Below are 13,306 nucleotides of genomic sequence, written 5' to 3' on the forward strand. Positions count from 1 at the left end.
ATTCACTGGGACCACGCCTGGGCATGTCATCAGATATGCCCGGCGTGCCGCCGCCGTGGCTGAAGGGTTGAAGGCGGGGCTCCATATCTGAATGGAATGGAAGACGGCGATCGGCGCTGCACAAGCAGGACCTCCTGGCTTGCTTGGGGCGGTCATGCTGGCCATGCAAAGAAAGACCGAGCAAGGATCTCCCGCCTGGGCCCGCGCTGGAGCGCTCAAGCCAAGGCTTAAAGCTGCAGCCAATGCGAAAGTGGTGGCAATGCTACGTAGCTTCATGATGAATACGTCCCTGGTAGTGATTGAAATGACGTGCTTGTCTCTGGGCGACCTGCGTTAAGCGTGGCTCAGCGAGAAAGCCCCTGACACCGCTTGCAATGGTGTCGACTGGGTCACCTGATGTTCCGTCTTCGCCAGAATGGCGGTGGTCAGGGTAGCATGTCGACCGCGCGCGGTGTGGTGTGAGGGCTAGACACCGCCAGCTGGCCGCCGAGCCGAGATGCGCTGGTAGCTAGTCCAGTCCCGTGGCGCGACAGCTAAACGCCTGCTCATCCATCGCTCTCTTGCTTTTCATTGGCCCGGTCAATGTCCTGCAGATTAGAGACCTCAGCACACTAAAATGTGGTGGCATAAGCCAACTTTCATAGCAAGCTGCGTTGATAGAAGATTTTCAATGGGCATCTATCAAAGCCAGAGTTAGACAAAGCCTATCTGCCATCAGGCTGCTTGACCGTAAGAATGCCAAGCGTGCACAGGATGACACCCATCACGGCAAGGCCGATGACAACCAACTGCCGGATCTCGTCGCTGGGCGAAGGAGCCTTGATTAGGCCCCTCAAAAAAACCAATGCGGCAACCGCCAATAATATGAGACCGATTTTGCTATAAGCATTTATCAGGCCACCAAGAGAAGGGCGCATCTTCTTATTCATCCATGAATTCCTTTGTAATCCGCAGTGAGCGATTAGACTACTACTGTACGATATTCCCGCACTCTAGGCTCTTGGTCAATCATTCAACGATATCGAGTCCAGCATAAAAATGGCAACCACGTTTGCATTACGGATGCGCCATGAAGGGATGAGAGGTCAAGTCGACTCATTAGATTAACCTGACCCCACTTCTTGTGGCCTCATCGCCTTGTGTAAGGTACAGCCCAGCTCACCTGCGGCGCACTATGCCAGAGCTAGACGGTGTCTGCTGCATATGCGCGGCGCACTTCTTTTCTTACAGAGAATCTGTCTGTAGAAGAGCATGAAGATCTTCGGGTCCGGGCGCTATGAGTGACGTTGAACCGTTGCATGTGGCTGTGAGTCTGAACTTGGACTTGGTTGATTGATCCTCGATAGCGCGAACACCGTCGATAGCGCACAAGACGCCGAACAGCGTTGCATCGGCCGCCATTTGCAATGCGGCGACAACGTTGGCTTTGTCGGCAGGAGCGAGACCGCGATACCAGACGGACAAGCTAACCAAAGATTGTTCGGGCCTACGGCCCGGCGGGGCTTTAAGAAGTTCCACGCAATCGTGAACGGCTGCATCCGCGCATTGGGTCTTCAGCCCGCTAACAAAGTCATCTGAAGTCATGTTTGGTCCTGGCTTTTGAAGAGTTCGCTAGCTTCCACCTTCAGGCGATCGCGGTGTAGGCGTTCGAATACGGCGGAAAGCGAGCACAGCCATTTTTATAGCGTATGTGAGAGCGAACTCGATAAGACGCGGGAACAGGGCTTGCATGCTCTGTTGCGCACCTTACGTGCGCCATTAGGATGAACCCATGCGACTGCAGTTCTGCTTGCTTGCGTTGGCAATGGCATTTGCGCCACACGCAATTGCCAAAGGACCTTCTACAGCGTTGTCTGATGCCAACATCAAGACGCTGCTGATTCAACAATCGATCGATGCCTATCCCGGCAACTGCCCCTGCCCGTACAACGCGGCACGCAATGGCAGCAGCTGCGGCGGTAGAAGCGCATATAGCCGTGGCGGTGGCTACGCGCCGTTGTGCTACCCAAAGGACGTGACCAAGGCAATGGTTGCCGACTACCGAGCTGGAGCGCAGTGAATCCGATGGCCCAAGCTGGCCACACCATTCGGGCCAAACGGCTCTCACGTCGTTCGTCTTCCGCGGCCCTGCATAAACCATCAAGTCGTTACGAGGAAACATCCATGAAAAAGGCAAAGATCGTTTTGGCGATCGTGGTGGCACTCGCCTCCGCTTCAGTGTGCGCGCAGACCCGTGTCAATGGCTACCACCGCGCTGACGGCACTTATGTGCAACCTCACTATCGCAGTGCGGCCAACAGCACAACGCTCGACAATTATTCGACGCGTGGGAACGTGAATCCATACACCGGAAAACTTGGCACTGTCGATCCGTATAAAGAACAGAACACGTATCGCCAGCCAGCACCACAGCAAACCTACGAACCATCGAGGGCCGACGCCGTCAACCCTTATGGATCCGGTTACTGATGCATCGAACCCTGCCTCGGCAGGGTTTTTTATCTGCATCGATGTTTGCTGGCCGTAGCGCACCGGCATGCGTGTTCAACACGGCGAGGATGCATCCTGATGTTCTCATCCGGCAGGCAACGCAGCCCGGGCGCATCACTGCACAGCGGCCCGGCACGCGGCCAGGGCGCGGCTGATGTGCTTTTCCACCATCTTGATCGAGATGCCCATGGCTGCGGCCACTTGCGGGTAGGTGAGGCCGTCGATGTGGTTGAGGATGAAGGCCTGGCGGCATCTGGGCGGTAGTGCGGGCAGCGTGTGGGTGTGCAGGTGCTGCAGGATGCGGCGGGCGGCGGCAATCTGGTCGACGTGGGCGCCGTCTGCGGCCAGTGGTGCGATCAGGTCCAGTACGACGTGGGCGTTGGCGTGGCGGCGGTGGCTCGTGCGCCAATGCTCCAGCACCACGTTGTGGGCAACGCGGTACATCAGCAGTGCGTAGTCGCCGATGTCGGGCGCGTCGCGGTAGGCCAGCAGGCGGAGCAGCGTTTCCTGGGTGAGGTCGTTGGCGGTGTCGCGGTCACGCAGGCGCCGGCGCATGTAGGCGAGCAGGTCGGCATGCAACAGGCCGATGGCCTGGTCGAAACGCGCCCTGCCTGCTGCCCGCTGCTGGCTCGTCGCGTACGCGCCAACGCGTGGTGTGGCGTACGCGGGTGTAGCCGCGCATAAGTGCGACGCGCGGATGCGCGACGTACGGCGTGCGTGTAGTGGCGGTTGTGCCTGAGGCGCTGCGTCGATGCCAGGCGGTGCAGGTGTTGGTTGCGCGTTCGACTGGTAGCGGCATCCAGTTGTTGCCGAAGCGCGGGGATGTGCCGAAGGCGCCGGCCAGGGTGTCATTCACCATGCGAGTTCTCCAACTGCGGGGTGCACGCTCCGCGCGTGGGCGCGGCGGGTTGGTCACTCTGCAGGTGCCACGGTGACGACCAGCTCGCCGTTGCGCATGCGGATGTGGAGTTTGCTGCCGATGGTGAAGCCGAGTTGTTCCAGCCAGCGGCCGCGTAGGCGCAGCGTGGGAATGCGTTGGTGGCTGTCGGGGTAGTAGCCATAGCCGACGGTGCAGTGTTGCGGCGCGCGCGGGTGGCCTGGGCGGCGTGACTTGCTGGGTTCGGTGTGGGGCTCGGGGATGGGGGTGCGCTCGAGGTAGGGCCACGACTTGATCGAGGGCTCGAGCATGTGCCCGCCGATCTCGGTGGACGTCGGCACCGTGGCGCGCTTGCGCGCCGGCGTGGGACGGGAAGTTATCGACGCATGGCAACGCTTCTCCTTGACGAACAAGCCCTGCCGCCTTGGTGGGATTCGCACAACGTCCTGCAGTCAGATACCCTCGCGAGAATCCCGGCAGACGTGCGGAGCGGGTTCACCTGACGGACCATTCTGGTGGCCTGCATCGCCAACAGCCAAAGCGCATAAGGAACGATGGGTATGGGTGTTAATCACCGAAAGGCCTATGCAGCATTCGCTGGATTGCTTTGCGCCGCAGTGGCGGGGTGTACCTCACCTGCACCGGCCGCCGCGTCACAGCGCGAGCCCCCGATTCAGCACACTGCAAAGCCTTCTGTTGTCTCCTGTCCTTCCCAGGATTTCGGCACGTTTCTTCAACGCTATGCGGATTCTGCCGACGACAGCGTACGCCGCAGCTTTACTGACGACCCGCTGGAGTATGAGGTGCCGACTCACACGGTCGAGAAAGAAACTGACGCGTCACCCGCTACGCATTTCTCCAAGCGAACAGGCCTCTCCCGCCTGGAGCTCTTCCCCTATCGTTACTTCAAGGATGCGAAGGTCTTTGACCGAGTCGTTCCAGGGGAGATGAAGCCGGGCCGTCAAAGTAAAGTTGGATACCCGGTCTCTATCCAGACGATGGCCGGTGACGATCGCAGTGTGAACTTCGGCATGGAGTACGAAGTAGATACCTACGTTTTCAGACGAAGCCAGGGCTGTTGGCACCTGGCTCGTGCGATCAACCTTAGGGACTAACAAGGAGTAGGCACATGGCCTCACAGGATGCGACACAGCAGGTCCCTTATCGCGTTATTCAACTTGAGTGGGATGCGGAGAAGGGCTATCACAACGAGGGTGTGGAGAACTTCGATGGCTTGGTCACGCACCATCCCAACAGCAACAGCGGCGCTCACCTGGTCAATGGCAGCGTCGTTGGCGGGCAAGCGCCGAAGTCCCCGCTTATGTGAAGCCAGTTCAGAACCCGCTGCATGTTGCAGTGTGTAAACGGGCTAATTCTGGATGTCGTCAGCGCTATCGACGACATGCTTTACCAACACGAGGAAGAGATGCGAAATGTACTGAAGCCATGGATGGTCATACTGCCAATGTTGATCGGTGGATGCGGGGGGAAGATACCTCCGGCTTATGGCGACGGCTTTCCAGTCGTCAAGCCGATTGATCTAGTCCACTCCGGCGCGACGGTCGAAGCGCGCTTCGAACTGCCTCTGCAGGAGACGGGCGATCCGGAACCCAGCACGTTTCTGATCGGATTCCGTTCTGGTGGGCCACGCAAACGCCCCGATCTGAAGCCAGGCGATGTGGACTTCCTTGAGGAAGCGAAGCTTCCCTTGAGGGTCCAGCTTTGGAAGCAGAGTGGTGGCAAAGAGACACCCGTGGTGCTTCACGAGCTGAATCGTGATTTGCCGGCAGTGTGGCAAGGCACGCGCTACCAAAAGGCAAAGAGTGACGTCTTCCCCTACAGAGGCGCTGTCGGCGCGGATTCCAACAGCCTGGTGAAGGCCGGCAAATACGACATGTCGATGGCCTATATGGAATATGAGGTTGCCAGTGCCGAGTCCAAGGACCTGACTCCCGGGAAATACCGGTTGAAGGTGACCAATCTTCAGGACAACCCGCAGATCGCTCACCTCAGCTTTGAGCTTCTTGTCGCCAACTACAACGTGAAATAAAACATGGACAGTCAATCCCATAGCAGTGCTCAGGCCCAACCTGGCAGGAAAGAGCCCGGCCCCTACACCGTTACCGTCTATCTCGCTGCACCCGGTACGCCCGTGCGCGATGAAAAGGGCCATGGCCACTCTTCCTCCGCAGGCCATGCGTACTTCATGATCTCTGACGGCGAGCACAAGAGCGGATGTGGATTCTCGCCGACCAAAACGGGTGTTGAAGGCCCCGGACACGTCGTCAGATACGAGTACAAGAGCGGTATGTAACTAGGCAGGAGACATGAGATCAAGCTGACACGCTCTGAGTTTAATCACACCATCCTCGGCCCGCTCTTGCTCGGATCATCAGGACCGCGATCATGCGCTTGCGCGAGCTCTTGCAATCGTGTCTGTTCCTGCGCATCACGTATTTGATTGGCGGCGAGGTATTGTTGTTCCGACGATGCGGTGATTGCTTCTTGTGTCGGCATATTTGCACGGTTGGCGAAAGGATCCGGAGAGGCTCCAGGGCCGGTACGCATCACGAACATCGTGACTCCCCCTGGGAGCTTATCCGTGGGCACGTTCAACGCAACGTCCACGTTGTCGCCGGGTTTGAATCCCGCTTCTACCGCCAGCTTGTAAGCGCTAGCGACCATCCGATCGCTTCGCTCGTCCCAAGGCTTGTTGGCGCTTTCATCGAGCTTGGCGATGGACAAACGTATCTGCTCCACCAACGCGGCGTCTTGCGGTTTGGGACCAACAGCGCTCTGACGGTCTACAGATGGCTGATCGTCAATCGGCGGATCCTGCGATGCAGTGGCGCGCGCGCTCAGCTGCATTGCCGGGGCAGCACCCTGCCCTGCAATCGTGCTCGTAGAGGCTCCACGCTCTTGTGTCTGGCCGTCGTCCAGCGAGGATGACTGTCCTGGCACAGTTGGTGACGAAGGCGCACTAGGTAAAGGTGCTTCCGACGACGACGTTGCAGGTTGCTGTGTCTGAGGCGCTTGCGTAGGAGCACTGGATTGGGGAGTTTCCGCAGGCCTGGCTTGCTGCGTTTGCGCTTGCGCTTGCGATATCTCAGCTGCTGTCGTGGTCGCCCTGATCTCCATGCGGTCGTCATTTTGGCCGACCACCGTGGCGATCGAGCCGTCTTTCTGCAGCTGCAGGAAGAACGGCATCGTTGGGCCAGTATCACGCGCATGGTCTTGTGCGACCGCCGAGGTCGCCGCGTCGATCTGCTCGTCGGTGCGTGTAATGCCGGCACGGGCGTAGACACCGGCTACCTGGCTGCGCAAGTCGCTTTGTGTCGGCGTGGGATGGGTGCGTGCTACTTCCGCCATCGACGCCATGTCTTGAAGCCCGGCCTGCTGACTCTGCAACGTCCGGTTCAATTCCTCGCGCGTGTTGCCCGTCGCTTGGTTCGTTCCGTAAAACGTTCCTGGCGTGCTCCATTCGCCACTGGCATCACGGGTGTAAGCGTTGCCGTCGGAGGCCTGCAGTGACTGCGGTTGTGCCCGGGCATTGGCAATGACGGGTGGCACCGGTTCGCGGGAGGTGAACTCGTTCCAGCCAAACTGGTTGTAGGCAATCTGATAGCGCGCTGCAGTCGCCTCTGGTGTGTTGGCCGCGTTCTGCGCGATCACGGTTTGCGATTGCCGATCCAACTCGGTCGCACGCTCAGGGCTGACCGGTGCGTTGCGCGTCACAGGTATCTTGCCGTCGATGTTCTCCCGGATTTCAACTTGCCACCGCCCTGTCTGGGCATCACGTACGTAGTCGCGCCCCGTTTCGAACGGTTCGCGCGGTGGCCGGGTTTCGGCGCTGGCATCAAGGCGGTATGGGTCTTGCGGCTTCGGCGGGCTCCCCAAGCCGAGCGAGTACGAGTCATTGGCAGCGCGGTAATTCAGCTCGTCGACCAAGCGGCCGGAGGCAAGCAAACGTGTCTCTTGATAACCGCCGTTTGGCGTTGGAGCACGCACCGTGCGTGTCCATGCGCCTTGCGCGTCTTCCGGATTGCGTGTCCACTCGTTGCCGCTGCCGTCTGGCTGCGTGTAGATCCGCTTGATGTCCTGCTGCTCGGCCCAGCGTTCGCCAAGATAGACGCCGGCCACGCCGCCAACCAAACCGGTGGCCAACGCTCCCGGCCCCGTCCATGAGCCGGTGGCGGCGCCGTAACCAGCACCAAGCAGGAAGCCGCCAGCGATACCACCGGCATTGCGGCCAACGAAGTGGGTGGCCGCCGATTGGGCCGCTGTCTCGTTGCCCGCCGTCTGCAGTTGGACCACACGATGGCCAGTGACGGCGAAGTCGTAAGCCATGAGCGCCACGCCCGCAGCACCGGCAACACGGGCGCCGGGTCCTCGCAATCCAGCTGCTTCTGCTGCGGCGCCTTCGCCCGCAACAATGCCGCCCTCGCCTGGGACACCCGGCATCCGGGGAACAACTGGCGGCCGCGCAATGATCGGTGGCATCTCATGGGGAAAGGCAACGCGCAACCGCGCTGCAAGCGGGTCTGAAAGGGGCAAGTGACCCGCCTGGTTTGCCTCAGCGATCGCCGTGCCAAGAGACGGCCGCCCGCCCCATCTCTCACTCAGCGTGGAGGCGCCCGGCTGATCGGCCGCATCCAGCGCAAGTTTGATGTTGCCCTCCGATTGCGTCACCCCCGCCCAGCGCGCTTCTGCTGCTGACATCTTTCCCATTTCGGCGATTTGGGCAGCATGGCTTTGCCGGTATTCGGCAAGGTCGCCGTGAAACTCCCGAATCCGCGCATTCGCCTGCTCCGGTGTCATACCCTGCGGCGCGTTAGTCACAAGATCGCCGTTGACCAGCCCCACCTTGAGCGTGTCAGTCAGACCATTGACCCGGGCGGCGATGCGCTGCGCTGCGGCTTGGTCGCCTCGCAAGGTCGCTTGGCCGTCGGGTGAAATCTCCAGCCGCTCCAGAGCGTTCGCGAGTTCCTCTGTGTAGGCCCCTAGCGGCCCACCGGGGTGCGGTGACAATCCCATTTTGGCAGCTAGCGCTGGATCGGCCGGCAGGTTGAGCATGTTGTGCGGGCCATGGAGATCGAACAGTTTGCGTTCCGACAAGGCTTGCAGCAGTTCGCTGCGGCGATAGGCGCCCTGCTCGATAACGTGATGCCCCTGGAAGACAGGCGTGTCGGCCATGCTAGTGCTCCCGCTCAAAAATCCATGGAAGATCGAAGGAAATCAGAATTCCGCAGCGTCACGCACCTGAATACCGTCGAGATTCGCAGCCTCCAATGCATCGGCTAAGGTCCGGTCGCAAATAGCGTCGATCCCGAGCCGGGGCTGGCGGAAGATATGGCCATTGCCAACGACTTCTTGCTTGAAAACCAGGCTCGCGCCACCGGCAACGCTGTAGAACTTAAGGTCCTCTCCAGTTTGATGGTCCCGTTCGTACTCGATCTTGACCCGTGACTCAGCCTCATCGAGCGCGTCAAGCGACCGCAGCACACCGCAAAAATAACGTTGAGGCCCGGGGGAACCGTCTGCGAGCGTAAAGTCGCAGGCCGAAAAAGCTAAACCCTGTGGATCCACAGCCTCAAAGACATGCTTCAACGCCTCGGAGACGATCCATTGGCCTGCCAGTTTTTCGAAATCCCGCGGCATTCCGCCAAGTTCCGGCACATGGATCAGATGAGGCTTTTCTGGGTATTGATTTGGATCGCCATTGGGCGGCTCAATCATGAAGGTTCCGGGAAGCCGAAGCTGTTTCTTGTTGGCAATCTCTAAGCCAGAACTCTGACCGTTGCCCCAGAAGCTCGGCCGGAGAACAAAGAACTTGCCCTTGTGAGTAACGCTTGGAATCGTAACGGGAATTGCAGTCTGGTTCATGGCGACTTCCATCTTGAACGCGGGTGGATTACGCATTTCGGCTAATTACCTAGCCAGGCGATTTTAGAGCTACAAGCAACCGGTCTGTGAACCAGTAAAGTAATCTTTCTAAGCCGTTTTCTCAATGAGATCATGATGTTACAAAAGAGCATGTAGATCATGCTGATGCTCGCGCTACGCAATCCATGGATAACGCTGGGAAGAACTATAAATCTGCGGCGTCGCGAATCTTAACACCATCCAGATTCGTAGCATTCAACGCGTCAGCCAACACACGGTCGCAGATAGCGTCAGTCCCGAGTCGAAGCTGCCGGAAAACATGAGCAGCCCCGACCACTTCATGCTTAAAGGCAAGGCTTGCTCCACCGGACGCGCTGTAAAACTTTATATCTTCGCCGGATTGATGATCTCTTTCGTATTTGATCTTGACCCGTGACGCATCTTCATCAAGTGCATCAAGCGAACGCACAACGTCGCATAAGTAGCGCTGAGGTCCAGGCGAGCCATCGGCAAGCGTGAAGTCACAAGCTGCGAACGCGAAACCCTTGGGGTCGATGGATTCGAACACACGCTTCAATGCTTCCGAAACAATCCAGATGCCGAACAGGTTTTCAAAATCGCGGGGCATGCCACCCAACGCTGGTACATGGATCAAATGGGGCTTTTCCGGATATTGCCCTGGATCGCCATTGGGCGGCTCAACGATGAAGCTTCCAGGGAGCCTAAGCTTTTTCTCGTTCGCAATCTCTATGCCTGGCACCTTCCCATTGCCCCAGAGGCTCGGCTCGAGAACAAAGAACTCACCCTTGTGGGAAACGCTTGGAATCGTGACGGGAATTGCAATCTGGTCGTTCATGGCGGCTTCCATCGTGGATGCGGTTGCGTTGTGCATCTCGGCTTATCACTTTGCCAAGCGATTCTAGAGCAACGAGCGGACTATCAGTGGATTACTCGAAAAACCTCCTTGAGGGGCCGAACTGGCGTATGAAAATCTTGGTTAACGCCGGCATCAAATTAACTTCTGTAACAAAAGCCTGTTTTCATTGTGGCTCGCCCCGCCTTTGCTCCACCCGCTGCTCAAGCATCTCGCGCACGGCATGGGCGGCATCGAAGATGGCTTGTCCCAACGTTGGCAGCGTCTGCGCCTCCAGGCACTCCGGTTTGCTCATGGCGATGACGTCGCCATGAGCGATGAGGGTGCGTAGCAGGCGGTCGAGCTGGTCGCGTTGGTCCAGCGTGAGATGCAAGACGACGGCGGGGTGCTCCATCTGTGTCCCTCCTCTGCGCGGTGAGCGGGGAGCGCGCATGGTGTGGCGATTGGCGCGTTGCGCTCGGCGCGGGGCGTGCGGGTGCGTGCTGCACGTGCGCTGCGCACCTGGTTAGTCCGTAGGTGCCACGCTGACAACCAGCTCGCCATCGCGCAGGCGGATGTGGAGCTTGCTGCCGATGGTGAAGCCCAGTTGTTCCAGCCAGCGGCCGCGTAGGCGCAAGGTGGGCACGCGTTGGTCGCTGGCGGGGTAGTAGCCGTAGCCGACGGTGCAGTGGTGCGGGGCACGCGGGTGGCCGGGGCGTGGGGGGCGGGCTTCGGTGCGGGGTTGGGGGATGGGGGTGCGCTCGACGTAGGGCCGCGGCTTGATCGAGGGGTCGAGCGAGCGCCAGACGACCTCGGTGGGCGGTGGTACCGTGGCGCGCTTGCGTGCTGATGTGGGACGGGATGGGGGGCGACGCATGGCAAAGCCCTCCTTGACGAACAGGCCCCGCCGCCGGGTGGCGACGGGATGTCGGGAGGTTAGAAACCGCACGTAGCCGGCGGGCGTATTTCCCCGAAGACTAGGGAACGGGGTCAGGTTGACTTATTAAGTGAGCCTGACCCCGTTATTTCTGGAGAAGATCATGAAGGTCTTCCGGCCCAGGCGAGATAATTGATGTTGAACCATTGCATGTGGCTGTCAGCCTGAACTCAGACTTGGTTGGCTGGTCTTCGATAGTGCGAACACCGTCGATAACGGATAAGACCCCGAACAGTGTTGCATCAGCTGCCATTCGTAATGCAGCGGCAACGTTGGCTTGGTCGGCAGAATCAAGACCACGATACCAAACTGACAAACCAACGAGAGATTGAGCGGACCTGCGACCCGGCGGGGCTTTGAGAAGTTCCAAGCAATCATGAACGGCGACATCCGCACATTCGGTCTTTAGCGCATTAACAAAGCTGTGTGGATTCATATCTTTAGCCCTGATGCCTGAATTAAACGGAATCGCGACGCGGCATCAACTGCGATGCTGCGGTTTGCCGCCCTACACCGCTCGCTGCTCCGCGGTATCGTGCACCGCATGGGCATTGAAGATGGTTTTGCTCGGCAGCGTCGGCTCGAGTGAAGAATTAGGCGTCATGCGCACGCTCCCGTATCCGACGAAGAGCGTGTATCAGCACAATAACAAAAGGCACTATCACGAGAAGATAGAACACCTGAAATGTCGGAACGATGAAAAAATTCCAACCGCCGGTGCGGACATCTTTTACAGCCCACCACACGTTTGGTACGACTGAAAGAGCGACAAGAAAGCACAACACGATCATCCTCAGCGTCGGACCCGCCTTCGATGCCGGTACGAATACCAAATAGATGGCGTATGGAGCTGCTCCAATCAACGCTGTAGTCACAAATGCAGCAAGTGCAGCCCACCAGTTGTCTGTACCAGCAAATACGCGCCATTCAATGGTCGTAGCCGTGAATGCGGCAGTGAGAAGCACGCAGCACCATGCAATGACCTTTGACGCCTTATCCAATCGACTAACTGACCTTTTCATCGCCCTGACTACGAGTGGACCGCAGCAGTGCGGCATGCATGATCCTCACCGACTGATTGACGGCCGTCAATCGCTCCACGCCTCTGTAGCCAATACCCGACCCGCAGCACGGCCACGGCCTTATCGAGATCCGATTTCGGGCTCGCCGATTATTGCCAGGTGCTTCTATGGGGCGCCGCAGCTGTGCTCCATGCAACGGTCAAAGATTTCGCGCACGGCATAGGCGCCATCGAAGATGGCTTGCCCGAGCGTGGGCAGGGTCTGCGCCTCCAGGCACTCCGGTTTGCTCATGGCGATCACGTCGCCATGAGCGATGAGGGTGCGTAGCAGGCGGTCGAGCTGGTCGCGTTGGTCCAGCGTGAGATGCAAGACGACGGCGGGGTGCTCCATCTGTGTTCTCCTCTGCGCGGTCAGCGGGGAGCGCGCACGCTGTGGCGATTGGCGCGTTGCGCTCAGCGCGGGGCGTGCGGGTGCGTGCTGCGCGTACGCGGCGCACCTGGTTAGTCCGTAGGTGCCACGCTGACGACCAGCTCGCCATCGCGCAGGCGTATGTGGAGTTTGCTGCCGATGGTGAAGCCCAGTTGTTCCAGCCAGCGGCCGCGTAGGCGTAGCGTGGGAATGCGCTGGTCGCTGGCGGGGTAGTAGCCGTAGCCGACGGTGCAGTGGTGCGGGGCACGCGGGTGGCCGGGGCGTGGGGGGCGGGCTTCGGTGCGGGGTTGGGGGATGGGCGTGCGCTCGACGTAGGGCCGTGGCTTGATCGAGGGGTCGAGCGAGTGCCAGCCGATCTCGGTGGGTGGCGGCTCCGTGGCGCGCTTGCGTGCGGATGTGGGACGGGACGTGGGTCGACGCATGGCAAAGCCCTCCTTGACGAACAGGCCCCGCCGCCGGGTGGCGACGGGATGTCGGGAGGTTAGAAACCGCACAGAGCCGGCGGGCGTATTTCCCCGAAGGGTGTTGTATTAGCCGCCCTCCCGACGCAGGGATCGCGTCGGTTGCGCCCGCAAGACGCTGCAGGCACAAAAAACCCACCGGTTTGACGGAGGTGGGTACCGCTCTGTGAGGAGTTTCTACGCTCCTTGTGGCAGAGATTGCTGCGGGTTTGTTGGGATGTCAACTGGTTTGGGTGGAAAAGCATCAATCAGGAGCCAACAAGTTTGTCGCCGTTTCAGATGAGGCATGAAAATGAATCTGCCTCCTTATTCCAAAACGGGGTCAGGTTGGCTTCCTAAGTGAACCTGACCCCG

Annotated in this window: 18 protein-coding genes; 6 read left to right on the plus strand and 12 right to left on the minus strand. The window is 59.4% G+C overall.

All coding sequences use genetic code 11. The features are described 5' to 3' along the window. The first annotated feature begins 91 nt into the window (after positions 1–91). The gene (locus tag NYR97_RS07580) at positions 92–337 is read left to right on the plus strand and encodes a hypothetical protein (protein WP_172454355.1); all 246 of its coding nucleotides are present in this window, start codon (positions 92–94) and stop codon (positions 335–337) included. A gap of 367 nt (positions 338–704) precedes the next feature. Here the strand turns inward: NYR97_RS07580 and NYR97_RS07585 are convergent, their stop codons facing one another. Together NYR97_RS07585 and NYR97_RS07590 are read right to left on the minus strand one after the other, a co-directional pair. Beyond that, complete coding sequence (locus NYR97_RS07585) at positions 705–929, minus strand: hypothetical protein (RefSeq protein WP_316697357.1); 225 nt, start codon at positions 927–929, stop codon at positions 705–707. A gap of 295 nt (positions 930–1,224) precedes the next feature. After that, positions 1,225–1,584, minus strand: coding sequence for a hypothetical protein (locus NYR97_RS07590; RefSeq protein WP_316697359.1), 360 nt, complete (start codon positions 1,582–1,584; stop codon positions 1,225–1,227). Between the two features lie 187 nt (positions 1,585–1,771). On the opposite strand from NYR97_RS07590, the gene NYR97_RS07595 reads away from it, so the two are divergent. Next, positions 1,772–2,059, plus strand: a complete 288-nt coding sequence (locus NYR97_RS07595) for a hypothetical protein (RefSeq protein WP_316697360.1) — start codon at positions 1,772–1,774, stop codon at positions 2,057–2,059. Positions 2,060–2,163: 104 nt separating this feature from the next. After that, a complete protein-coding gene (locus NYR97_RS07600; RefSeq protein ID WP_316697361.1) occupies positions 2,164–2,469 on the plus strand; it encodes a hypothetical protein in 306 nt (101 codons plus the stop codon). 135 nt (positions 2,470–2,604) lie between these two features. Here the strand turns inward: NYR97_RS07600 and NYR97_RS07605 are convergent, their stop codons facing one another. Together NYR97_RS07605 and NYR97_RS07610 are read right to left on the minus strand one after the other, a co-directional pair. Beyond that, positions 2,605–3,069: an RNA polymerase sigma factor gene (locus NYR97_RS07605; RefSeq protein ID WP_316697362.1), complete on the minus strand. Its 465-nt coding sequence runs from the start codon at positions 3,067–3,069 to the stop codon at positions 2,605–2,607. Between the two features lie 333 nt (positions 3,070–3,402). After that, on the minus strand, positions 3,403–3,780 hold the full coding sequence (locus tag NYR97_RS07610; RefSeq protein ID WP_316697363.1) for a SymE family type I addiction module toxin: 378 nt from the start codon (positions 3,778–3,780) through the stop codon (positions 3,403–3,405). 147 nt (positions 3,781–3,927) lie between these two features. Between NYR97_RS07610 and NYR97_RS07615 the strand changes: the two genes are divergently transcribed. The 3 genes from NYR97_RS07615 to NYR97_RS07625 are packed head-to-tail and all read left to right on the plus strand — an operon-like array spanning position 3,928 to position 5,417. Further along, complete coding sequence (locus NYR97_RS07615; protein WP_316697364.1) at positions 3,928–4,482, plus strand: hypothetical protein; 555 nt, start codon at positions 3,928–3,930, stop codon at positions 4,480–4,482. A 14-nt stretch (positions 4,483–4,496) separates the two neighbouring features. Beyond that, positions 4,497–4,694 carry a hypothetical protein gene (locus NYR97_RS07620; RefSeq protein ID WP_316697365.1) on the plus strand — a complete coding sequence of 66 codons (198 nt, stop codon included), beginning with the start codon at positions 4,497–4,499 and terminating at the stop codon, positions 4,692–4,694. Between the two features lie 21 nt (positions 4,695–4,715). Beyond that, entirely contained in the window at positions 4,716–5,417 is a 702-nt protein-coding gene (locus tag NYR97_RS07625) for a hypothetical protein (RefSeq protein ID WP_316697366.1), read from the plus strand. 308 nt (positions 5,418–5,725) lie between these two features. On the opposite strand, the gene NYR97_RS07630 is transcribed toward NYR97_RS07625, so the two are convergent. The 8 genes from NYR97_RS07630 to NYR97_RS07665 form a co-directional block, all read right to left on the minus strand. Continuing rightward, entirely contained in the window at positions 5,726–8,560 is a 2,835-nt protein-coding gene (locus tag NYR97_RS07630) for an XVIPCD domain-containing protein (protein ID WP_316697367.1), read from the minus strand. Between the two features lie 42 nt (positions 8,561–8,602). Next, on the minus strand, positions 8,603–9,262 hold the full coding sequence (locus NYR97_RS07635; RefSeq protein WP_316698084.1) for an imm11 family protein: 660 nt from the start codon (positions 9,260–9,262) through the stop codon (positions 8,603–8,605). A gap of 193 nt (positions 9,263–9,455) precedes the next feature. Next, entirely contained in the window at positions 9,456–10,118 is a 663-nt protein-coding gene (locus NYR97_RS07640) for an imm11 family protein (protein ID WP_316697368.1), read from the minus strand. 172 nt (positions 10,119–10,290) lie between these two features. Beyond that, on the minus strand, positions 10,291–10,518 hold the full coding sequence (locus tag NYR97_RS07645) for a hypothetical protein (protein WP_168960095.1): 228 nt from the start codon (positions 10,516–10,518) through the stop codon (positions 10,291–10,293). Positions 10,519–10,629: 111 nt separating this feature from the next. Continuing rightward, positions 10,630–10,980, minus strand: a complete 351-nt coding sequence (locus tag NYR97_RS07650; RefSeq protein ID WP_316697370.1) for a SymE family type I addiction module toxin — start codon at positions 10,978–10,980, stop codon at positions 10,630–10,632. Between the two features lie 653 nt (positions 10,981–11,633). Then, complete coding sequence (locus NYR97_RS07655; RefSeq protein ID WP_316697371.1) at positions 11,634–12,005, minus strand: hypothetical protein; 372 nt, start codon at positions 12,003–12,005, stop codon at positions 11,634–11,636. 222 nt (positions 12,006–12,227) lie between these two features. Then, complete coding sequence (locus tag NYR97_RS07660; RefSeq protein ID WP_316697372.1) at positions 12,228–12,452, minus strand: hypothetical protein; 225 nt, start codon at positions 12,450–12,452, stop codon at positions 12,228–12,230. 110 nt (positions 12,453–12,562) lie between these two features. Further along, complete coding sequence (locus tag NYR97_RS07665) at positions 12,563–12,913, minus strand: SymE family type I addiction module toxin (RefSeq protein WP_316697373.1); 351 nt, start codon at positions 12,911–12,913, stop codon at positions 12,563–12,565. Positions 12,914–13,306: the final 393 nt, after the last annotated feature.

Origin of the sequence: Xanthomonas hydrangeae (assembly GCF_032697525.1) — a bacterium.
GTDB lineage: Bacteria > Pseudomonadota > Gammaproteobacteria > Xanthomonadales > Xanthomonadaceae > Xanthomonas > Xanthomonas hydrangeae.